22 protein-coding genes are annotated in these 20,564 nt (G+C 76.2%); 11 read left to right on the forward strand and 11 right to left on the reverse strand.

Annotated elements, in window-relative coordinates:
• Positions 1-2: 2 nt before the first annotated feature.
• From citD to IPO09_02925, 3 genes are read right to left on the reverse strand one after another with little or no spacing between them, the layout of a single operon-like run.
• Positions 3-266 carry a citrate lyase acyl carrier protein gene (citD, locus tag IPO09_02915; GenBank protein MBK9516303.1) on the reverse strand — a complete coding sequence of 88 codons (264 nt, stop codon included), beginning with the start codon at positions 264-266 and terminating at the stop codon, positions 3-5.
• Positions 263-1,288 (reverse strand): citrate lyase ligase, encoded by a 1,026-nt coding sequence (locus tag IPO09_02920; GenBank protein MBK9516304.1) that lies wholly within the window; start codon positions 1,286-1,288, stop codon positions 263-265. The genes citD and IPO09_02920 overlap by 4 nt, the downstream gene beginning before the upstream one ends.
• A 21-nt stretch (positions 1,289-1,309) precedes the next feature.
• Positions 1,310-2,518, reverse strand: coding sequence for a metallophosphoesterase (locus IPO09_02925; protein MBK9516305.1), 1,209 nt, complete (start codon positions 2,516-2,518; stop codon positions 1,310-1,312).
• Between the two features lie 132 nt (positions 2,519-2,650).
• Between IPO09_02925 and IPO09_02930 the strand changes: the two genes are divergently transcribed.
• Positions 2,651-3,916, forward strand: a complete 1,266-nt coding sequence (locus IPO09_02930; GenBank protein MBK9516306.1) for a PQQ-dependent sugar dehydrogenase — start codon at positions 2,651-2,653, stop codon at positions 3,914-3,916.
• A 152-nt stretch (positions 3,917-4,068) separates the two neighbouring features.
• Here IPO09_02930 and IPO09_02935 read toward each other — a convergent pair whose 3' ends face one another.
• The 3 genes from IPO09_02935 to IPO09_02945 form a co-directional block, all read right to left on the reverse strand.
• Positions 4,069-4,602 (reverse strand): hypothetical protein, encoded by a 534-nt coding sequence (locus IPO09_02935; GenBank protein ID MBK9516307.1) that lies wholly within the window; start codon positions 4,600-4,602, stop codon positions 4,069-4,071.
• Positions 4,603-4,656: 54 nt separating this feature from the next.
• On the reverse strand, positions 4,657-5,019 hold the full coding sequence (locus tag IPO09_02940) for a 4a-hydroxytetrahydrobiopterin dehydratase (protein ID MBK9516308.1): 363 nt from the start codon (positions 5,017-5,019) through the stop codon (positions 4,657-4,659).
• A 91-nt stretch (positions 5,020-5,110) separates the two neighbouring features.
• Positions 5,111-5,578: a cyclic nucleotide-binding domain-containing protein gene (locus IPO09_02945; protein MBK9516309.1), complete on the reverse strand. Its 468-nt coding sequence runs from the start codon at positions 5,576-5,578 to the stop codon at positions 5,111-5,113.
• 64 nt (positions 5,579-5,642) lie between these two features.
• Between IPO09_02945 and IPO09_02950 the strand changes: the two genes are divergently transcribed.
• Positions 5,643-6,014 (forward strand): DUF423 domain-containing protein, encoded by a 372-nt coding sequence (locus IPO09_02950; protein ID MBK9516310.1) that lies wholly within the window; start codon positions 5,643-5,645, stop codon positions 6,012-6,014.
• Between the two features lie 13 nt (positions 6,015-6,027).
• On the opposite strand, the gene IPO09_02955 is transcribed toward IPO09_02950, so the two are convergent.
• A complete protein-coding gene (locus IPO09_02955; protein ID MBK9516311.1) occupies positions 6,028-7,500 on the reverse strand; it encodes a potassium/proton antiporter in 1,473 nt (490 codons plus the stop codon).
• A 94-nt stretch (positions 7,501-7,594) separates the two neighbouring features.
• Between IPO09_02955 and IPO09_02960 the strand changes: the two genes are divergently transcribed.
• Genes IPO09_02960 through IPO09_02980 form a run of 5 tightly spaced genes read left to right on the forward strand, consistent with a single transcriptional unit; the run spans position 7,595 to position 11,394 of the window.
• Positions 7,595-8,968: a POT family MFS transporter gene (locus IPO09_02960; GenBank protein MBK9516312.1), complete on the forward strand. Its 1,374-nt coding sequence runs from the start codon at positions 7,595-7,597 to the stop codon at positions 8,966-8,968.
• 38 nt (positions 8,969-9,006) lie between these two features.
• Complete coding sequence (locus tag IPO09_02965; GenBank protein ID MBK9516313.1) at positions 9,007-9,471, forward strand: DUF4442 domain-containing protein; 465 nt, start codon at positions 9,007-9,009, stop codon at positions 9,469-9,471.
• A gap of 26 nt (positions 9,472-9,497) precedes the next feature.
• Positions 9,498-10,031 (forward strand): hypothetical protein, encoded by a 534-nt coding sequence (locus tag IPO09_02970; protein MBK9516314.1) that lies wholly within the window; start codon positions 9,498-9,500, stop codon positions 10,029-10,031.
• A gap of 10 nt (positions 10,032-10,041) precedes the next feature.
• On the forward strand, positions 10,042-10,200 hold the full coding sequence (locus IPO09_02975) for a hypothetical protein (protein ID MBK9516315.1): 159 nt from the start codon (positions 10,042-10,044) through the stop codon (positions 10,198-10,200).
• A 15-nt stretch (positions 10,201-10,215) separates the two neighbouring features.
• A complete protein-coding gene (locus tag IPO09_02980; GenBank protein ID MBK9516316.1) occupies positions 10,216-11,394 on the forward strand; it encodes a hypothetical protein in 1,179 nt (392 codons plus the stop codon).
• A 128-nt stretch (positions 11,395-11,522) separates the two neighbouring features.
• Here IPO09_02980 and IPO09_02985 read toward each other — a convergent pair whose 3' ends face one another.
• The gene (locus IPO09_02985; protein MBK9516317.1) at positions 11,523-12,341 is read right to left on the reverse strand and encodes a methyltransferase domain-containing protein; all 819 of its coding nucleotides are present in this window, start codon (positions 12,339-12,341) and stop codon (positions 11,523-11,525) included.
• 135 nt (positions 12,342-12,476) lie between these two features.
• On the opposite strand from IPO09_02985, the gene IPO09_02990 reads away from it, so the two are divergent.
• Positions 12,477-13,823, forward strand: a complete 1,347-nt coding sequence (locus IPO09_02990) for a hypothetical protein (protein ID MBK9516318.1) — start codon at positions 12,477-12,479, stop codon at positions 13,821-13,823.
• A gap of 28 nt (positions 13,824-13,851) precedes the next feature.
• Here IPO09_02990 and IPO09_02995 read toward each other — a convergent pair whose 3' ends face one another.
• The 3 genes from IPO09_02995 to IPO09_03005 form a co-directional block, all read right to left on the reverse strand.
• Positions 13,852-15,015, reverse strand: a complete 1,164-nt coding sequence (locus tag IPO09_02995; GenBank protein ID MBK9516319.1) for an RNA methyltransferase — start codon at positions 15,013-15,015, stop codon at positions 13,852-13,854.
• Positions 15,015-15,923, reverse strand: coding sequence for a diguanylate cyclase (locus IPO09_03000; protein ID MBK9516320.1), 909 nt, complete (start codon positions 15,921-15,923; stop codon positions 15,015-15,017). The genes IPO09_02995 and IPO09_03000 overlap by 1 nt, the downstream gene beginning before the upstream one ends.
• A 104-nt stretch (positions 15,924-16,027) precedes the next feature.
• Positions 16,028-17,116 (reverse strand): OmpA family protein, encoded by a 1,089-nt coding sequence (locus IPO09_03005; GenBank protein MBK9516321.1) that lies wholly within the window; start codon positions 17,114-17,116, stop codon positions 16,028-16,030.
• 128 nt (positions 17,117-17,244) lie between these two features.
• Here IPO09_03005 and IPO09_03010 point away from each other — a divergent pair, with 128 nt between their 5' ends.
• The 3 genes from IPO09_03010 (at position 17,245) to IPO09_03020 (ending at position 20,520) form a co-directional block, all read left to right on the forward strand.
• Positions 17,245-17,946, forward strand: a complete 702-nt coding sequence (locus tag IPO09_03010; GenBank protein ID MBK9516322.1) for a winged helix-turn-helix domain-containing protein — start codon at positions 17,245-17,247, stop codon at positions 17,944-17,946.
• Between the two features lie 9 nt (positions 17,947-17,955).
• Positions 17,956-19,095 carry a PAS domain-containing protein gene (locus tag IPO09_03015; protein MBK9516323.1) on the forward strand — a complete coding sequence of 380 codons (1,140 nt, stop codon included), beginning with the start codon at positions 17,956-17,958 and terminating at the stop codon, positions 19,093-19,095.
• Positions 19,096-19,317: 222 nt separating this feature from the next.
• Positions 19,318-20,520, forward strand: coding sequence for a porin (locus IPO09_03020; protein MBK9516324.1), 1,203 nt, complete (start codon positions 19,318-19,320; stop codon positions 20,518-20,520).
• The last annotated feature ends 44 nt before the right edge of the window (positions 20,521-20,564 follow it).

Here is a 20,564-nt window from a genome sequence, read left to right on the forward strand (position 1 = left end):
CCCTACCCCTCCGAGGCGCGACGCAGCGCCGTCTCGAGCCGCGCCTGGATGGCGTAGTCGAGCGCCCCGCGGTCGGTGATGCGGACCCGCCCGGCGGTGACGCCGTGGGCGGCCAGCACCCCGTCCGCCACCTGGCGGATGAGGTGCTCGAACTGCTTCTTGACGGTGGACTCGATCTCCACCGTGAGCGCCTCGGCCGGCTCGAGCGCCACCATCAGGTCGCTCGACTGCATGGTGCCGGCCTGCGCCTTCTTCGTGATGTTCATCCCGTGCTCCCCTGCGTGTGCCCGAGCCGCGCCGCCAGGGCGCGCCCCTCGGGCGACCGAAGATAGGCCAGGGTGGTCCCGGGTACGAGGACCTTCAGCGCCGCGTCGTCGCCGCGCAGCAGCGCCGCCCGGACGGTGGAGGCGCTGATGGGGCCGCCGCCCGCCTCCAGCCGCGGCAGCTCGACCGGCTCGACCCCGTAGACCGGCAGCAGGCGCAGCATGGCGCCGTTGTAGGCGCGTGTGGTCGGGCAGGTGGGCTCGCTGCCGAAGAAGCGGCGGGTCACCCCGAAGGCCGGGGCGACGCGCTGCCCGAAGAGGGCCAGGTCCAGCTCCAGCTGGATGGCCTCCACCGGCGCGCCCTTGGCGAGGAAGTAGGAGGGGAAGGTGAGCGCGCTCACCGCGTAGCGGGAGGTGTCGAGCACCACCACGTTCGGCAGGTGGCGGGTCCCGGCCCGCACCAGCCGGTCGCGCACCTCGAACGGGAAGGCCGAGCGATCCTCCCGGACCACGAAGAGGTAGAGCGTCTCCACCCGCGCCGCCGCCTGCTCCACCAGCCACTGGTGGCCCAGGGTGAAGGGGTTGCAGTTCATCACCACCGCGCCGGCGCCGCCCGGCGCGGGCGGGCGCCGCAGCGGGCCGCAGGCCGCCAGCCAGGCCTCGAAGCGCCGCCCGTACTCCAGCAGCGCCACCGTGGCGTGGCTGGCCAGCAGCGAGAAGGTGAGGGCCTCGAAGCTCTGGGCGTGCTCCGGCCTGGTGAAGACGAAGAGCCCCTGGTGGCCGGCGGCCAGGCCGCGCGTCACCAGCGCGCCCACCACCTCGCCCAGCAGGCCGGCCCCCTGGTGGGCCGGATCGAGGGCGATGAGCTTCAGCACGTCGCCGGTCCGCGCGCCGGTGGCCACCAGCGCCCCGTCCTCGAAGGCGCCCATGAGGTCGTCGAGCGGCTCCTCGAAGCGCAGGCCCTGCGCCTCGACGAAGGCTCGCGCCCGCGCCCGGTCGGCGCCGCCCATCAGGTCCACCACCATGTCGTCGCCCCCGCTCCCAGCCTACGACGTCAGCACCAGCCGGGTGATCTCCGGCGGCGATCCGAGCCGCATGGGCGGCCCCCAGTAGCCGGTGCCGCGCGACACGTAGACCTGCCCCTCGGGGGCGCCCTGGGCCCGGTAGAGCCCCTTCACGTAGGGGAAGGCGGCGCGCACCGCGAAGTTCCACGGGAAGAGCTGGCCGCCGTGGGTGTGCCCGGAGACCTGCAGCTCCACGCCCTGCCGCACCGCCTCGTCCACCCCGCGCGGCTGGTGCGCCAGCAGCACCAGGCTGCGCTCCGGATCCCGCCCCGCGAGCGCCCGCGGGAGGTCCATGCCGTGCGGCGTGCCGGCCGGTCCGGCGCTCCAGTCGTTCACCCCGGCCAGGTCGAAGGTGGCGCCGCCGGGCGCCCCGTCGCCCAGGGCCACCCGCTGGTTGCGGAGCACGCGGACGCCCAGCCCGGCCAGGAAGTCCGCCCAGGCCTCGACGCCCGAGTAGTACTCGTGGTTGCCGGTGACGAAGTAGACGCCGTGGCGCGCCGACAGCCGGCCCAGCTCGGCCACGATGGGCCCGAGCTCGCGCGTGCTGCCGTCCACCAGGTCGCCGGTGATGACCACCGCGTCGGGCCGGAGCCCGTTGACCTGCTCCACCACGCGGCGCACCTCCCGCTCGCGGATGGTGGGGCCGACGTGCAGGTCGGTGACCTGCGCCAGGGTGAAGCCGGAGAGCGCTCGTGGCAGCCGGGCCAGCCGCACCGGCACCTCCTCGATCACCGCCGGGCCGGCGGCGCTGCGCAGGGAGGCCGCCCCGGCGGCGCCCGCCGCCACCAGCGCCCCGCCCGCCACCGCCCGGGCCAGCAGCTGGCGCCGGGCCGGATCCGGCGGCGCGTCCGGCGCGTTCCGCACCCAGTCGCCCAGCTGGGTGGCGCCCCAGGCCAGCAGCCGCCCGGCGTCGGCCACCAGCAGGGCGGCGAAGATCAGGAAGGAGAGCCCCATCCAGACGAAGGCGGCCAGCGGGAGGACCCTGCTGATGTGCTGCCCGGCCAGCCGCGCCGCGAACATGCCGGCCGGCACCAGCAGCGCCGCCAGCACCAGCGCCCAGGTGGCGAGGCGGCGCCAGGGCTCGGGCAGCCCGGTGTCGCGCACCAGCCGGAGCCACAGGTAGCCGTGCATGCCGCCCAGGACGGCGAGCGCCACGGCGAAGAAGAGCAGGAAGGAGAGCGGGCGAGCCACGCGCCCCTTCTAACCCTGGAGCGGGGGGGCCGCCAGCGTCCCGGCGCCGCGAGGGCCTGGACGGCGCGGCTCCGCCGGGGCCCGCCCCGTCCGGCGCTGGCCGCGGCGCGGCGGGGCCGGGAGATCCGTCCGATGCGCCTCCACCGCCCGCTGGGCCTGGCCCTCCTCCTGCTCGGCTGCGGCCCCGGCGCCGACGCCGCCCCCCCTCCGCCCCCCGGCACCGCGGTGGTCGCCACCGACCTCGTCACCGGGCTCGGCCCCGTCACCGACCTCGCCTTCCTGCCCGACGGCCGGCTGGTGCTGGTGGAGAAGACCGGCGCCGTGCGGCTGCGCGGCGCCGACGGCGCGCTCACCACGGCCGGCACCTTCCGGGTGGACGCGCGCAGCGAGAAGGGGCTGCTCGGCGTGGTGGTGGACCCGGCCTTCGAGACCACCCGGCGCCTGGTCTTCTACCTCTCGCTGGCCGACGCCGACGGCGGTACCGACCTCGACCGCCACCGGGTGGTCTCGGTGCCGCTCACCGCCGCGGGGACGCTCGACCTGGCCGCCCGCGCGGTGCTGCTCTCCGGCCTGCGCGGGCCCGCCAACCACGATGGCGGCGGCCTGGCCGTCGGGCCGGACGGCCTGCTCTACGTCGGGGTGGGGGACACCGGCTGCAACAGCGGCCGCCCACCCGAGCCGCCGGCCACGCCCACCAACCACTTCGCGACCTGCCTCGGCAACGCCAACGGCAAGATCCTGCGGGTGGCGCTCGACGGCGCCGTCCCGGCCGGCAACCCGCTGGCCTCGGTGGCCGCCGCCACCGCCTGCGGGGCCGGCTGCGGCGACGCGCCGGCCGGGCTGGCCGCGCCGCGCCGCGAGATCTACGCCTGGGGGTTCCGCAACCCGTGGCGCCTGGCCTTCGACCCGGACGGCGGGCGGCTCTGGGTGGGCGACGTGGGGGAGGTGACCTACGAGGAGGTCACGCTGGTCGAGGCCGGGCGCCACCACGGCTGGCCCTGGCGCGAGGGGGCGGCGGGCTGGCCCCGCTCGAAGTGCCGCGAGACCACGCCGGACGCCGGGGACTGCGTCGAGCCGGCCTACACCTGCCGCCACGGGGCGGCCGCCGGCGGCGTGGACGGCGACTGCACCTCCATCACCGGGGGCGTCTTCCTGCCTGGCCCGCGCTGGCCCGCGCCCTGGCGGGGCCGCTACCTCTTCGCCGACAACGCCAACGGCCGGCTCTGGACGCTGGACGTGGACGCGGCCCGCACCGGGGTGGTGGCGGGCTCGCGGCGCGAGGTGCACCGGATCTCCGGCGGCGCCCCGGTGTCGCTGCGGGTGGGGCCGGACGGCGACGTCTACGCGGCGGTGCTGCCGGGGCGGGTGGTGCGCCTCTCGCCGGCGCCCGCGCCCTGACCGGCCGGGGGCGGCGGCCCGGCGTGGCCCGGACCGACCCGCCCGGCGCCGAGACGGAGCCGCCCCGCCGTGGGCGCCGGCGCGTCCGGAGCGGCCGGCGCCGCGGGCGGGGCGGCGGAACTGCGGACCGTGGCTGCCGCGGCGAGGCGCCGCTACCGCGAGGCGTACCAGGTCAGGGTCTGCAGGCGGCGCTCCAGGGAGGCGCGGCGGTCGAAGTAGCGGGCGTCGAAGCGGGCCAGCTTGCGCGGGTGGAAGGCGAAGCGGGCGTGGTAGGCGGCGCGCTCCTGGTCGAGCTGGCGCAGCTCCACCCGGACGAAGCGGGCCTGGGCGACCCGCTCCCGGGCGTCGCGCCGGCTCCAGCCGGCCTGCACCCAGCTGCGCCCGTTCCAGCGCAGGTCGTCGCGGGTGTCCCAGGCGGGCGCCGGGGCGGGCGGGAGCAGGCGGGGGTCGTGGCCGCAGCTGCGGTCGTGCACGTGGGCCGCCACCGGCCGGCCGTCGCGGCGGTCGTCGCGGCGGTCGTCGACGCGGTCGTCGTCGCGGCGCTGGTCGCGGTCCTCGAACCGCTGGCCGGCCTGGTCGCGGCGGCTGGATCCGTCCTGCCGCCCGTCGGCGGCGGCCAGCGACGGGGCGAAGGTGGTGGCGCTGATCAGGGTGGCGGCGGCGATGAGGCGGCTGAAGGTCGTCATGTGGTCCTCCGGTGGTGTTTCCCTCTCGCAGGAGGGACGGAGGGGCCCGCCGCCCTATTCAGCCGGGGCGGCCTGGGCCTCCGGGCGCGCGCTCACCAGCGCCGCCAGCACCAGGTCGTTCTCGGTGAGGCCGCCGGCGTCGTGGGTCCAGAGGGTCACCTCCACCGTGTTCCAGTGGACCGCGAAGTCCGGGTGGTGATCCTCACGCTCGGCCACCGCCGCCAGCGCCACCACGAAGGACATGGCCGCGGCGAAGTCACGGAAGGTGAAGGTGCGCGCCAGCCGGGTGCCCTGCTGGCCCACGCTCCAGCCCGGCAGCTGCCGGAGGCCGAGGGCCAGGGCTTCGGGGGAGAGGCGGGGCAGGCCGCCCCGGCAGGCCTGGCAGCGCCGCTCGACCAGCGGGGTGGGGTCGGACATGCGGGAACCTTGCGGCGGCGACCGGCGCGGCGCACGGCCAGGTCGGGGCGGGGCGGGGCGGGGCGGCCGGCGGGGTCCCGCCGGGGTCCAGTCAGCCCAGGCGGTCGGCCAGGTTGCTGGTGGTCTGGCGGAGCCGCTGCGACAGGAGCTTGGCCACCTTCAGCACCAGCTTCACCGCCAGGCGGGGGTGCTCGTTGGAGAGCCGGTCGAGGTCGGCCCGGGAGATGGCCAGCAGGATCAGGTCCTCCACCGCCACCGCGCCGGCCGAGCGCGGCTGGCCGTCGATGAGCGCCATCTCCCCCAGGGTGTGGCCCATGCCGATGGTGGCGATGGGGTGGTCCTGCTTCTTGGCCCCGGACTTGATGATGCCGACCTTGCCCTCGGCGATGACGAAGAGCGTGCCGTCGCGGTCGCCCTCGCGGAAGACCAGCAGCCCCTTCTTCACCTGGCGGGACTGGAGGTACTCGGCCAGCGTCTCGATCTCCAGGAAGGAGAACTCGTGGGCCCACTGGGTCCGCTCGAGCAGCTCGGCGCGCAGGGCGACGTCGGGGGCGGGCATGGCGGGGCACGATAGCAATCTTCGGCGTGCGCGTCGCCCGCCGCGGCGCTACCTTGGCCACCCCATGGATCGACTCCTCTTCGCCGCCGGCGCCCTCTCCGCCGCCCTGGGCGTGGGCGCGGGCGCCTTCGCCGCGCACGGCCTCAAGGCCCGGCTCGGCCCCGACCTGCTGGCCGTCTTCGAGACCGGGGCCCGCTACCAGCTCTTCCACGCCCTGGGCATGCTGGCGGCGGCGCTGGCGGCCCCGCACCTGGGCGGGCGCGCCGCCGCGGGCGGCTGGCTCCTGCTGCTCGGCACCGTCCTCTTCAGCGGCTCGCTCTACCTGCTGGCGGTGACCGGGGTGCGCTGGCTGGGGATCGTGACCCCCTTCGGCGGCGTGGCCTTCATCGTGGGCTGGGTGCTGCTGGCGCTGGCGGCGCTCAAGGGCGGCGCCTAGCCCGACCCACGCCTCACCGCTCCTCCTCGCGCCCGAAGAGGAGCCGCACCAGCGGCACGTCCTCCGGCGCGGCGAAGACGTAGACGTGGTCGCCGGGCTGGAGCACGGTGCGCCCCCGCGCCGCCACCAGCTGGCGCCCGCGCAGCACCAGCATGACGGCGGCGTTCTCCGGGAAGGGCAGGTCGGCGATGCGGCTGCCGGCCACCGCGCTGGCCGCCTCCACGAAGTAGGTCAGCACCTGGCCCGAGAGGTCGCGGGTGGAGACGATCTCCAGGGTGGCCCGCGGCGCGGGCGGGCCGGCCCGCTCCAGGCCGAGGCGGGTGGCCAGCCAGCCGGCGGTGGAGCCCTGCAGCGCGGTGGAGACCAGCACCACGAAGAAGACCAGGTCGAAGACGCCGGTGGCGCCGGGCACCCCGGCCAGCACCGGGAAGGTGGCCAGGATGATGGGCACCGCGCCGCGCAGGCCGACCCAGCCGATGAAGAGCACCTCGCGCCAGGCGAAGCCGAAGGGGGCCAGGCAGGCGGCCACCACCAGCGGCCGGGCCACGAAGACCAGCAGCAGCGCCAGCTCCACCCCGGTGGACCACTGCGCCGCCAGGCGGCTGGGGAAGGCCAGCAGGCCCAGCAGGAGGAACATGGCCACCTGGCTGAACCAGGCCAGGGCGTCGTGCACGCGGCGCAGCCCGGTCAGGTAGGGGAGCGGTCCGTTCCCCATCACCACCGCGGCGGCGTAGACCGCCAGGAAGCCGGAGCCCCACAGCAGCGAGGGGAGCCCGAAGGCCACCAGCGCCAGCGCCAGCGTCAGCACCGGGTAGAGGCCCGCCGCCGAGAGGCGGGCCCGCACCAGCAGCCAGCGGCCCAGGTACCCCAGCCCCACGCCGCCGCCCAGGCCGACCGCCAGCTGCAGCAGCGCCTCCAGCCCGAGGCGCCAGCCGGGCGCCTGGCCGCCCACCGAGAGGGCGGTGAAGGCCAGCGTGAGGATCACCGCCATCGGGTCGTTGAGCCCGGACTCCAGCTCCAGCACCGTGCCGACCCGCCGCCTGAGCTCCACCCCGCCGCCGCGCAGCACCGAGAAGACCGAGGCGGCGTCGGTGGACGAGACCACCGCCCCGAAGAGCAGCGCCAGCGGCGGCGGCAGGCCGAGCCACCAGGCGCCCAGGGCGGCCAGCGCCGCGGTGCCGAGCACGCCCGCGGTGGCCAGCGCCGCCGCCGGGGCGAAGGCCCGCCGCACGCTCGACCACGGGGTGTTGAGGCCGCCGTCGAAGAGGATCAGGACCAGCGCCACCGTGCCCAGCCGGAAGGTGAGGGCGTAGTCCTCGAAGGTGATGCGGCCCAGCCCCTCCGAGCCGGCCAGCATGCCGACCGCCAGGAAGAGCAGGGCGGCCGGCACCCCGAGCCGGCCGGAGGTCCGGCTCACCAGCACCCCGGTGGCGACCAGCAGCCCCGCGGCCGTGAGGAGCAGCGCGGTGGCGTGGGGTTCGGGCATGCCCCACCACTCTACCGCCGGGGCGCGCGGCGGTCGCGGCAGCGCACCGTTCGACCCACCCCAAGCCGGCCGCCCCATGCGAGAGTCCGGGTCCATGTCCGCGACCGCCGACCGGCGCGCTCCACCGCAGGTCAAGTACATCGTGGGGAACGAGGCCTGCGAGCGCTTCTCGTTCTACGGCATGCGGAGCGTGCTGGTCGTCTACATGACCGGCTTCCTGCTCTTCCCGGACGACGAGGCCAAGGCCTGGTACCACGCGTTCATGATGCTGACCTACCTGACGCCGCTGGTGGGCGGCTGGCTGGCCGACCGGTACTTCGGGCGCTACCCGGTCATCCTGTGGGTCTCGCTCTTCTACGTGGGCGGCCACGCCACCCTGGCGCTGTGGGACTCGCGCACCGGGCTGCTGGTGGGGCTCGGGCTCATCGCCTGCGGCTCGGGCGGCATCAAGCCCTGCGTCTCGGCCTTCGTCGGCGACCAGTTCCGCCCCGAGCAGCGGCTGCTGCTGGAGCGGGTCTACGGCTGGTTCTACTGGGTCATCAACCTCGGCTCGGCCTCTGCGAACCTGCTCATCCCCTGGACGCTGCGGGCCTACGGGCCGGCCGTGGCCTTCGCCGTCCCGGGCGCGCTCATGGCGGTGGCCACCTGGCTCTTCTGGGCCGGCACCCGGCACTACGTGCGGGCGCCGCCCTCCGGCCCCAAGCCGCACGGCTTCCTCCGGGTGGTCGGGGCGGCGCTGCGGAGGCTCGGCACGGCCCGCCCCGGCGAGCACTGGCTCGACCCGGCCCGGGCGCTGCATCCGGCCGACGCGGTGGAGGGGGCCAAGGCGGTCCTCCGGGTGGTGGGCGTCTTCGCCGCGGTCACCGTCTTCTGGGCGCTCTTCGACCAGACCGGCTCGTCCTGGGTGCTGCAAGGCAGGCAGCTGGGCAGCTCGCTCGACGCGGTGGGGCTGCCGGGCGTGAAGCTCGACGCCGTCCAGCTGCAGGCCCTCAACCCCTTCCTGGTGCTGGCGCTCATCCCGCTCTTCACCTGGGGGATCTTCCCGGCGCTGCAGCGGCGCGGGGTGGCGCTGGCGCCGCTCGCCAAGATGGCCGCCGGCATGTTCCTGGCGGTGGGCTCCTTCGTGGCCGCCGCGGTGGTCCAGTACCTGGTGGACGCCGGCCGCCCGCCGCACCTGGCCTGGCAGGTCCCGCAGTACCTGCTCCTCACCGCCGCCGAGGTGCTGGTCTCGGTGACCGGCCTGGAGTTCAGCTACACGCAGGCGCCCCGCTCGATGCGCTCCACCATCATGTCGATCTGGTTCCTCACGGTGTTCCTGGGCAACCTGCTCACCTTCCTGGTCCAGTTCGTCAAGCTGTCCGGCGCCGCCTACTTCGCCTTCTTCGCCACGCTCATGCTGGCCGCCGCCCTCGCCTTCCGGCAGGTGGCCCGGCACTACCGCCCTGCGCCGCCGTCGGCGGCCGGCTAGGACACCCGCCGCCCCCGCCCCGCGATCGGAGACCCCACATGCTGCTCAAGGAGACCGCCGCCGTCCGCCTGCTGGGGCTCAAGATCCCGGTGCTGCTCTTCCTCGGGCCGCGGGTGCAGCGGCTCGACGAGAAGGGGTGCGCCGTCACCATCCCCTTCGGCTGGCGCTCGAGGAACCACGTGGGCTCGATGTACTTCGGCGCGCTCTGCGCCGGGGCCGACCTGGCCGGCGGGCTGCCGGCGGCGCGGCTCATCTGGGAGAAGCACAAGCGGGTGAGCCTGGTGTTCGCCGACCTCAAGGCCGAGTTCCTCAAGCGCGCCGACGGCGACACCCTCTTCACCTGCGACGACGGCTACGCGGTGGCCGCGGCGGTGCGGCAGGCCGACGCCAGCGGCGAGCGGGTCACGCTCCCGGTGCAGGTGACCGCCACCGTGCCCGAGAAGTACGGCGACGAGGCGGTGGCCCGCTTCACCATGGGGCTCTCGCTGAAGCGGCGCGGCTGAGTGGCCGGCACCCACGGGAGACCAGCATGACCACCCGCCCCCCCTCCGACCCCGCGGCCCTCGGCCAGGTGCTGGCGCTGCTGGCCACCGCCGACGGCCGGGTGGTGGAGCGCAGCGCCGTCAAGGGTCAGCTCTACGTCTCGCCGGCCGAGGTGGTGGTGCTGCGCCCCACCGCGGGCGAGGCGCTGCTGGACCGGCTGGCGGTGGGGGCGCTGGTGGCCTCGCTGCTGCTGCTGGCGGTGAACGTGGTGCAGTGGCAGAGCCAGGCGGCGATGTGGGGGGCGGCGGCGCTGCAGGCGGTCTACTGGCTGTCCAGGCCGGTGCGGCTCAGGCACCAGCTGGCCCAGCCGCTCGACGCCGCCGGGGTGGAGGCGGCGCGGCGGGCCGGGCGGGCCGCGCTGGCGGTGCCGGGCGCCGCCATCACCGGGCTGGTGCCGCCGCCGCCGCGCGGCGGGGTGGGGCGCACGCCGGCGCGGCTCCTCCTGCCGGACGGCGCGGTGGAGCTGTGGCTCGACGAGGCGGCCTTCGCCGAGGTGCGCCGGGCGCTCGGACGTGGTTAGAAGGGGGACCATGCGCTCCCTCGCCGCCGCCCTCGCGCTCGCCCTGGCCCTGCCGGCCGCGGCCGCCGCCGGGCGCCTCCCCTTCGTGGCCGACGACTACGCCAAGGCCCTGGCCGACGCACGCGCCCGGAACGTCCCCCTGGTGGTGGACGTCTGGGCCCCCTGGTGACCCAGCTGTCGCTTCATGCGGGCCAGCGTCTTCACCGACGCGCGCCTGGTGAAGCTGGCCGGGCGGTTCGCCTGGCTCGACCTCGACACCGAGAAGCCGGTCAACTTCGCCTTCGTGGAGCGGTTCCCCATCGAGGCCTGGCCGACCGTCTACGTCATCGACCCGGCCACCGAGCAGGTGCTGCTGCGCTGGATGGGCGCGGCCACGGCGCCCGAGCTCTCGGCGCTGCTGGGTGACGCCGAGCGGACCTTCCGCAAGGAGCAGGCCGGCGCGGCCGCCGAGGCCGCGGCGCGCGGCGCGGCCTCGGCGGCCGGGCGGCGCCACGCCGAGGCGGCCCAGGCCTTCTCCGAGGCGCTGACGGCCGGCGGCCCGGCCTGGAGCGAGCGGGCCCGGACGGCCGACGCCCTGGTGCAGGCGCTCTCCCTGGCCGGCGACCCGCAGGCCTGCGCGGGCGCGGCGGGCGAGCTCCTGCCCAGGCTGCCCCACGGCTCCTCCTTCGCCAGGGTGGCCGGCGCCGGGCTGGGCTGCGCGCTCGAGATCGAGCCGGAGGGGTCCAGGGAGCCCGCCATCCGGGCGCTGGAGCCGCAGGTCCGCCTGGCGCTCGGCCAGAAGGGCGTGCTGGCCGACGACCGGCTCGGGCTGTTCGGCCTGCTCCACCAGGCGCGCCAGGCGCAGGGCGACGAGCCGGGGGCACGGCGGGCGGCCCGCGAGTGGCTGGCCTTCGTGGAGGACCAGTCGAGGAGGACCAGGGACCCCCTGGCCCGCTCGGCCCTCGACGGCGGCCGGCTCTCGGCGGCGATGGCGCTCGGCGAGCCGGCGCGGGCCCTGCCGGCGCTGCGCGCCTCGGCGGCGGCGCTGCCGCGCGAGTACTTCGCGCAGAGCTACGTGGCGGTCTGCGCCCTGGAGGCCGGGCTGGCCGACGAGGCGCTGGCCGCGGCGCGGCTGGCCGTGCCGCTGGCCGAGGGGCCGCGCAAGGTGCGGATCATGACCGTGGAGGCCCAGGCGCTGAAGGCGCTCGGGCGGGAGCCGGAGGCGCTGCAGGCGCTCGAGGCCGCCATCCTGCACGGCGAGGGGCTGCCGGAGGCGGTGCGGCCCAAGGGGCACCTGGCCAGGGCGAAGAAGCTGCTGGCGCAGTGGACCCCGGCCCCGACCCCGACCCTGACCCCGGGCCCGACCCCGACCCCTCCGAGGTGACCAGGCTCACCGCGCCGGGAACTTCGACGCGGCGCCGGTCGTTCCATGAGGCAGCACCCGGCGCCCTCCCTCCGCGGCGCAGTCCAGTCGACTGGACCGATATCGCCCCGGGGCCGGGCGGGCGCCGCTCACCCCGTGACGCGCACCCCCTCGGCCCACGGGAAGGCGTAGCCCAGCGAGGCGTCGGGCCGGCGGGCGAAGCGGGCCAGGTCGGCCACCACCTCGTCCACGTCGGCCAGCGACACCGCGCCGCCGGCCGCGATGGCGTCGCGGGCGCCGGCCAGGTTGCCGGCCAGGTTGGCGACCAGCCCCGCGAAGGCCGGCTCGGCGGCGCAGGCGGCGTAGGGGATCCAGGTGGCGCGGCGCGGCGCGGCGCCGGCGCCCGCCAGCAGCTGCACCAGCCGCCGGCCGACGTACGGGTCGTTGCCGTTCCGGTCGTAGCTCCGGCAGAAGGCCGCCCAGACCGCCTCGAAGCGGGCCGGCGCCGGTGCCAGCCGCATCAGCGAGTGGTCGTCGTCCATCAGGACGATGCGGCCGCCGGGGCGGGCCGCCCGGACCATCTGCGCCACCACCTGCGCCGGCGCCGGGACGTGCTCCAGCAGGAAGCGGGCGTGGACGAGATCGAAGGTGCCCCACTCGTCGTCCGCCAGCGGCAGCGCCAGCGCGTCGCCGGCCCGCAGGTCCAGCAGGTCCTGCTCGCCGGCCGCGGCCGCCAGGGCCAGCGCCCGCTCCCGCTGCGCCTCGCTCCGCTCCACCCCGACGGCGCGCCCGCCGGTGGCCCGGGCCAGGGCCCGGGTGAGCTGGCCGAGGCCGGCGCCCACGTCGAGCAGCGCCTCGCCCGGCCGAGGCGCCACCGCGCCCAGGCAGGCCGCGTTGAGGAGGTCGTTGAGCAGCGACAGGCGGGCCTGCTCGACGGGATCGGTGCCGTGGATGTAGCGGGAGGTCACGGCGGGCGAGTGTACGCGAGCGCGCCCCCGGCCCGCACCCGGCGCCGCCGGATCCGGCCGGCCCTCACGCCGCCGCCCGGTGTCATCCAGGGTCGGTCCTTGTGGCGCTCCCCGCCGGCGTGGCACCGTCCGCCCGTGACCACCTCCCCTGCAGGGCAGGCGGCCGAGGCGCCGCCGCCGCCCTCCGGCCCGCCGCCCTCCGGCCCGCCGCCCTCCGGCCCGCCGCCGCGCCGGCGCAGCCTGCGCACCCAGCTGTCGCTGACCCTGGCGCTGGCGGTGGGGCTGCCGCTGCTGGTGGCCGCGGTGGTGGGCGTGCGGCTCCTGGCCGCCCGGGAAGAGCTCGGGTCGGTCCGCGGCCTGACCACCATCAGCGCCAGCGCGGCCGTCCAGGTGGAGGCCTACCTGGCGGCGCACGTCTCGGCGGTGCGCAGCCTCGCCCTGGCGGTCGAGTCGACCGGCCACCTGGAGACCGCCACGGCCCAGCCGCTGGTGGCCGGGTTCCACGCCCTCTACCCCGGGTTCATCACCATGCTGGCGGCGGACCAGGCCGGCCTGATGCTGGCCGGGCACCCCATGAACGAGACCGAGCGCTGGCAGCTGCGGGTCTCGCCGCGCCCGCTCGACGATCGGCCCTACTTCCGCCACGCCATGGAGACCGGCCAGCCCTACGTCTCCGAGGTCTTCGAGGGGCGCGGCTTCGGCAGCGACCCCATCGTGGCCATCAGCGCCCCCGTCACCATCGGCGGGCGCCGGGTGGGCATCGTGGAGGGCTCGCTCGACCTGCGTGGCTTCCCGCTGTCCGGCGAGGTGGCCACCGTGAGCCCGGTGGACGTGATCGTGCTCGATCCGGCCGACCGGGTGGCGTTCGCCACGCCGGGCTCGGGGCAGCGGCCGCTCGACGCGGTGGCCGGCGGGCCGCTCGGCCTCGCCCTCCAGGGGGCCGCCCAGGGGGTGGCCGAGTACCTGGAGCGCGGCGTGCCGTCGCGCATCGCGGTGACCACCACCGGCCGCGGGTGGCACGTGGTGGCCCGCCAGCGGGTGGCCGACGTGCGGCGCGCCACCGACCGGTTCGTGCTGACCATGACCGTCACGCTGGCCGCCGGGCTGGTGGCGGCGCTGGCGCTGGCGGTGGTCCTGGCCGGCCGGCTGACGCGGCCCCTCACCAGGCTGCAGGCGGCGGTGGGGGCCTTCCTGGACGGCGCGCGGCCCGAGCCCCTGCCGGTGGGGCGCCAGGCCCCCCGCGAGGTGGCCGAGCTGGTGGCGGGGTACGAGGAGATGCAGCGCCGGCTGGGCCACAGCCTCTCTGGCCTCCTGCCCATCTGCGCCTGGTGCAAGCGGATCAAGGACGAGCAGCAGCACTGGCAGCCCATCGACCGCTACCTGCAGGAGCGGGCCGAGACCCAGTTCACCCACGGGCTGTGCGGCGACTGCGCCGAGCGGCTGGCGGAGGCGAGGCCGACCCCGCCGCCGGGGCAGGGCTGAGCGGGCTGAGCGGCCGCCCGGCCGGCCCTCACAGCCGGTAGCGCAGCAGGTGGATCTCGAGCGGGCCGTTCCAGAGCCGGTGGTCGATCTCGGGCTTCCGGCCCATCACCTTCTGCAGGATGGGGTTGCCCGACAGCAGCACCGCGCTCCAGCCCTCGTGCCGCTCCAGCATCTCGGCCAGCCCGCGGTAGAAGCCCTCCAGCTTGCGCTCCTTGGTGCGGGCCGCGGCGCGGTCGCCGCTGGCGCCCTCCTCGTCCATGAGCCGCTCGCCGTAGGGCGGGTTCATGCAGAGCATGCCGGGGGCGAAGCGGGGGGCCAGGTCGCGCGCGTCGCCCTGCTCGATGATCAGGTCGGCCGAGACGCCGGCCAGGTGGGCGTTGCGCCGGCAGGCGTCGATGGCCTTGGGGTGCAGGTCCACCGCCAGGATGGGCGCCGGCGCCGTCGGCAGCACCTCGGCGCGGGCCTGGGCCTTCAGCTTGTCCCAGCGCGACTGCAGCTCGCTGCGGTAGCAGGGCCAGCGCTGGAAGGCGAAGGCCCGGTCCAGCCCGGGGGCGATGTGGCGGGCCCGCAGCGCCTGCTCGATGGGCAGGGTGCCCGAGCCGCACAGCGGGTCCACGAAGGGCTCGTCGGGCTCGATGCGGCCCAGCAGCAGCACCGCCGCGGCCAGCGTCTCCTTGAGCGGCGCCACCGTGGTGGTGGTGCGCCAGCCGCGCTTGTGCAGCGGCGCGCCGGCCAGGTCCAGCGACAGGGTGGCCTGCCCGGGCTCGAGGTGCAGCACGATGGGGACGTCCGGGTCCTTGGTGTCCACGTCCGGCCGGGCGCCCAGCTTCTCGCGCAGCACGTCCACCACCGCGTCCTTGACCTTGAGCGCGGCGAAGCCGGAGTGGGTCAGCCCCTCGGTGGAGCCGGTGGTCTCCACCGCTAGGGTGGTCTTCTCGGTGAGCCAGAGCGACCAGTCCACCGTGCGCGCGCCCTCGTACAGGTCCTCGGGGCCGGTCACCGGGAAGGTGGCCAGCTCCAGCAGCACCCGCATGCCGGTGCGGGTGTGCAGGCAGGCCTTGGCCCCGTGGTGCAGCTGCCCCTCGAAGTGGACGCCGCCGCGCCCCCCCCGGACGGCGGGCAGCTTCAGGGCGGCCAGCTCGGCGCGCAGCGCGCCGTCGGTGCCGCGGGAGCAGGTCGCGAAGAAGCGCATCAGGCGCCGCCATATGGGCCAGGGGAGGGGGTGAGGGCCGGCCCCACCGGAGCCTGTGGTGGACCGCCGATCACCTCGAACCGCATCGAGCCAGCGGCGGTCCGCTTGGCTTCGTACATGAGCTCGTCGGCGCGCGCCATCATCTCGTCCACCGACCCGGCCGGCTCGAGGTAGGTGGCGGCCCCGGTGGAGAACCCGACCGGCCAGCCGTTCTGGTCCATGACGGCCTGCAGCGCGGTGCGCAGGCGCCCCAGCAGCGCCTGGGCGGTGGGGCCGTCGGTCTCGGGCAGCAGCAGGCCGAACTCGTCGCCGCCCAGGCGCGCCACCGCGTCCACCGCGCGGGTCGAGCCGCGCAGGGTCTGGGCCACCGCCACCAGCAGGGCGTCGCCCTCGGCGTGTCCCAGCTGGTCGTTGATGCGCTTGAAGCCGTCGCAGTCCAGGTACGCCAGGGTGAGCGGGCGGGCGCTGCGGCGGGCCCGCTCCAGCTCGAGCTCGGCCGCCTCGATGAAGGCGCGCCGGTTGGCCACCTCGGTGAGCGGGTCGGTGCGGGCCAGCTGCTGCTCCACCTCCAGGCGGGCCCGGAAGCCGGCCAGCAGCAGCACCAGCGCCAGGTAGACGCCCAGCTGGACCACCAGGTTCCAGGCCAGCAGCGCGCCCGGGCTGGGCACGCCCTGGCGGACCACCAGGTCGGCGGCGGTGGAGGCCACGGCCGCCACCAGCGAGAGCGCGATGCCGGTGCGCAGCCCCACGAACCAGGTCGCGAAGGCGATGGGGGCCAGGTAGAGCAGCGTGAAGCTGGCCTCGGTGCCGGTGAGCACGTCGCCCACCGCCAGCCCCAGGATGGTGAGGATCGCCAGCGCCACCACCGCCAGGTGCGTCAGCGGCCCCAGCCCCGCCGGATCCGGCAGGGCGAAGAGCGGCGAGGTGGGTGGCGGGTCGGCGGGCACGGGGTCGGGGTCGGGGTCGGGGTCGCTCCAGACACGCCACCGGCGGGTGGGATGTCAAGCGTCGGTCAGCGTGGCGCAACCACCTCGACGCGGCGGTTGGCGGCGCGGCCGCGGGCGGTGAAGCTGGGGAGGCGGGGGCTGGTGGAGCCGCGCCCGGCCATGCCCACGCGGCTGGCCTCGACGCCCAGGTCGAGGAGCCGCTGGGCGGCGGCCTGCGCCATGGCGGCCGAGAGGCGCAGGTCGGCGGCGGCGTCGCCCGAGGCGTCCACGAAGCCCTCCAGCCGGAGCGTCAGCCCGGGCGAGGCGGCCAGCACCACCGCCAGGTCGGCCAGGCCGGCGTCGCGGGCCAGGGCGGCCGAGCGGCCCTCGAAGGTGACCTCCTCCAGGAGGAGGCGCCCGCCGGCGCCCAGGGCGCGGGCCCAGTCGCGCTGCCGCTGGGTGCGCAGGGCGCGGGCGGAGGGTGCGGCGCCGGCCGGCGGTGCGGGCGGCCGGACGACCGGCGCCGGCGCCGGCGCGGGGGGCGCGGCCGTGGCGCCCTGGCCCAGGGCCACCGCCGCCGCGCGCAGGGCCTCGCGCCGCTCCACCCCGAAGCAGGCGTGGCGGCCGGGCGCGCCCAGCCGCGCCAGCACCGGCCTGGCCAGCTCCAGGGCGGTGCGCCGCGCCGCGGCCTCCACCCGCTCGCCCGGCGCCGGCCGCAGGTGCGCCGAGGCGGCGAAGAGCAGGTCGCGCTGGCCGGCCAGCGTGAGCCGGAGCGTCAGCACCAGGTCGGGGTCGGTCTCGCGGCTCCGCCCCTCCAGCGCCCCGTAGAGCGCCGCGTCGGCGCCGAGCAGCTCGGCCAGCTCGAGGGCGCTCGAGGCCGAGAGCCCCTCCGGCAGCTCGAGCGGCGTGCCGTCGAAGAGGGCGCGCAGGTCGTCGGGCGGCAGGAGGCGGGTGCGGCCCTGGTCCACCGCGCCGGCCAGGGCGGCGGTGGCGGCGGCGGCGGCGCGCGGCGCGTCCGAGCCGCTCTCCAGCGGCGCCAGGACGAGGCAGCGGACCCGCGCCAGCTCGGCCTCGCGCAGCACCAGGCCGTCCGGGCGGGGGGCGGGGTCCCGGACCGGTGGCGCGGCGGCGCAGGCCGCGGCGAGGAGGAGCAGGACGGCGGGGAGTCGGAGCATGGCCCTCCATCGTACCCCGGGTTCCGGCCGCCGGGTGACCCCTTCGGGGCCTGTCCCGGTGACGCCGTCACCCTTCCGTTGCACGCGCTCCCCCCGCCTGTCACGGTGACGTGGCCTAAAGGCACCCCGTGACCACCGTCCTCCTCGTCGACGACGAGCGCGATCTCCTCTCCGTCCTGGACTTCAACCTGCGCGCCGCGGGGTTCGAGACCATCCTGGCCACGCGCGGCGAGGAGGCGCTGCTGGCGCTGCGCCGCCGCCTGCCCGACCTGGTGCTGCTCGACCTCATGCTGCCGGACATCCCGGGCACCGAGGTCTGCCGCCGCATCAAGGCCGACCCGCGCACCCGCCACGTGCCGGTGGTCATGCTCACCGCCAAGGGCGAGGAGGTCGACCGGGTGGTGGGCTTCGAGCTGGGGGCCGACGACTACGTCACCAAGCCCTTCTCGGTGCGGGAGCTGACGCTGCGGCTCAAGGCCATCCTGCGCCGCGCCGCCGGCGGGCGGGTGGCGGAGCGGCCGCGCGAGCAGGTCGGGCCCATCAAGGTGGACGTGGACGCCCACCGGGTCTTCGTGGACGGCGCCGAGGTGACGCTCACCCCGCTGGAGTTCAAGCTGCTCGGCACCTTCATGGCGCGGCTGGGCCGGGTGCAGTCGCGCGAGCAGCTGCTGGAGGACGTCTGGGAGATGTCGCCGGAGGTGGAGACGCGCACCGTGGACACCCACGTGAAGCGGCTGCGCGAGAAGCTGGGCAGCGGCCGCGACCTGCTCGAGACGGTGCGCGGCGTGGGCTACCGGCTGGTGGATCCGGGCGAGCAGGGGCAGGGGTAGGTGGCCTCCATCGGCCACACGCCGCTGTCGGCGGCCCTGAAGGCGCTGCGCACCGAGCTGCACGGCGGGCCGCGCGCCGACCTCGGCAACGACGTGACCGAGCTGGCGGCGCTGCTGCTGGAGCGCGAGCTGCGCCGCTTCGCCACGGTGCGCGACCCGGCCGAGCAGGAGCTGCTCTCCTCCCTGCCGGACGCCGCCGCGGTGGTGTCCAAGGACGGCCGGGTCAAGGCCTGCAACGCCGCCTTCGACGCGCTGGCGGCCGGCGGGCGGGCCGCCGGCATGACCCCGCTCGAGGTGACGCGCAGCGCCGAGCTGGCCGAGGCGGTGAAGCGGGCGCTGGAGGGGACGGCCCGGCGCCTCGATCTCGACCTGCCGCGCCGCTCCTTCTCGGCGCAGCTCACCCCGCTGCTGCGCGGCGAGGTGCTGGTGCTGCTGCGCGACACCACCGAGGAGCGGCGCGCCGCCGCCACCCGGCGCGACTTCGTGGCCAACGCCTCGCACGAGCTGCGCACCCCGGTGGCGGCCATCCGCGGCGCCGCCGAGACCCTGCTGGGCGGCGCGCTGGAGCAGCCGGAGGCGGCCCGGCACTTCGTGGAGATGGTGCACCGCCAGGCCGAGCGGCTGTCGCGCCTCACCCAGGACCTGCTGGACCTGTCGCGCCTGGAGTCGCGGCAGTGGCGCTTCGACGTGGCGCCGGTGGACCTGGCCACGCTGGCCCGCACCGCCGTGGAGCTGCACGCGCCGGCGGCCCAGAAGAAGGGGCTGGCGCTGGGCGCCGAGGTGCCCGAGGGGCTGTGCGCGCTGGGCGACCCCAGGGCGCTGGAGCAGGTGGTGGTCAACCTGGTGGACAACGCGGTCAAGTACACGCTGACCGGCGGCGTCACCCTGGCCGCGGCGACGCGGGGCGAGGACGTGCTCCTCACGGTCAGCGACACCGGCCCGGGCATCGAGCCGCACCACCTGGCCCGCCTCTTCGAGCGGTTCTACCGCGTCGATCCAGGTCGGGCCCGCGAGGCGGGCGGCACCGGCCTGGGGCTGGCCATCGCCAAGCACCTGGTGCAGGGCATGGCGGGCGAGATCACGGTGAGCAGCGGCGCGGCGGGCACCCGCTTCGAGGTCCGCCTGCCGGGCGTGCCGGCCGGGCGCTGATCCGGGTGGCCGCCCGGCGCGGCGGCGACCCCCCGTGCGCAGGGGACCGCAGCGGCCCCGCCCGTCACCGTCCCGCCACACGGGCCGGCCTCCGCCGCCTCGTCGGTGACGCCTTCACCGAGTCGTCACGCGGCCGCCCCCGCGGCGCCACGGCCCCCTCCTAAAACCCCCGCCATCCGAGCAAGCGCTCGCTCCCACCACCAGACAAGGGGCCGTCCCGTCATGACCACCCGCTTCATCGCTCTCACCGCCGCGCTGGCGCTCGCGCCAGCCGCCTTCGCCGCCGACGAGGCCGTCGTGTTCGACCCCACCGCCCTCGAGGGCAAGGTCGACTCGCTGGCCGAGCAGTACGCCGAGACCAAGAACGACGTCCTCAGCATGAAGCGGCTCAAGCTCTCGGGCTACATCCAGGCCCGCTACGCCTGGCTGGAGGCCGCCAGCTACAACGGCTCGGCCGGCGCCACCGCCCCCACCACCCCGACCAACAACGGCCTCTTCATCCGCCGCGGCCGCTTCAAGACGGTCTACGACGCCGACTGGTCGCAGTACACCATCCAGATCGACGTCATCCCCTCCGGCCTCTCCATGAAGGAGGGCTACGCCACGGTGAAGCTGCCCATGGGCATGGCCATCGACGCCGGCCTGCAGCTCTTCCCGTTCGGCTACGAGGTCTTCGCCCGCTCCTCCTCCGACCTCGACACCCTGGAGCGCTCGCGCGTCACCAGCGCCTTCCTGGGCGGCGAGTACGACCTGGGCGTGGCGCTGAAGGGCAAGCTCTCGCTGGTCAACTTCAAGGTCGGCCTCTTCAACGGCAACGGCGTCAACTCCGGCCAGCTGGGCCGCGACAACGACCAGCTCAAGGACGTCATCGGCCGCGCCTGGGTCGACATGGGCGTGGTCACCGCCGGCCTCTCCGGCTGGTACGGCAAGACCATCAACTACGCCCGCGCCGACGACAAGGCGTACGACCGCAACCGCGTGGCGGTGGACGCCCAGCTCTACCTCGACCTGCTGCCCTTCGGCGGCACCGCCCTCAAGGGCGAGTACATGTGGGGCCACACCACCATCGGCAACAACAGCGGCAACCTGGGCGCCGGCGGCAACCTGCCCAACCTGACCTCGGCGGCCCCGGTGGCCACCGGCTCCGGCTTCTACGCCATGGTGGTGCAGAACATCGCCAAGCCCTACCAGCTGGCGGTCAAGTACGAGCAGTACATGCCGAACCACACCGTGGACATCTCGGCCGCCACCAGCGCGACCGTCAAGGTGCAGAAGGAGCTGCAGGTGGCCCTGCACGCCTACCTGGGCGGCAACTACAAGCTCTCGGCGGCCTACTACCACCCCATGAACGGCGAGAAGGGCGCGGCGGCCGCGTCCGACCCGAAGGCCGACCAGTTCATCCTGCAGGCCCAGGCCAAGTTCTAGCCAGGGAGTGACCGGGGCGTGCTGCCGCGCCCCGCATGGCGCGC

Source organism: Anaeromyxobacter sp. (assembly GCA_016718565.1).
GTDB lineage: Bacteria > Myxococcota > Myxococcia > Myxococcales > Anaeromyxobacteraceae > JADKCZ01.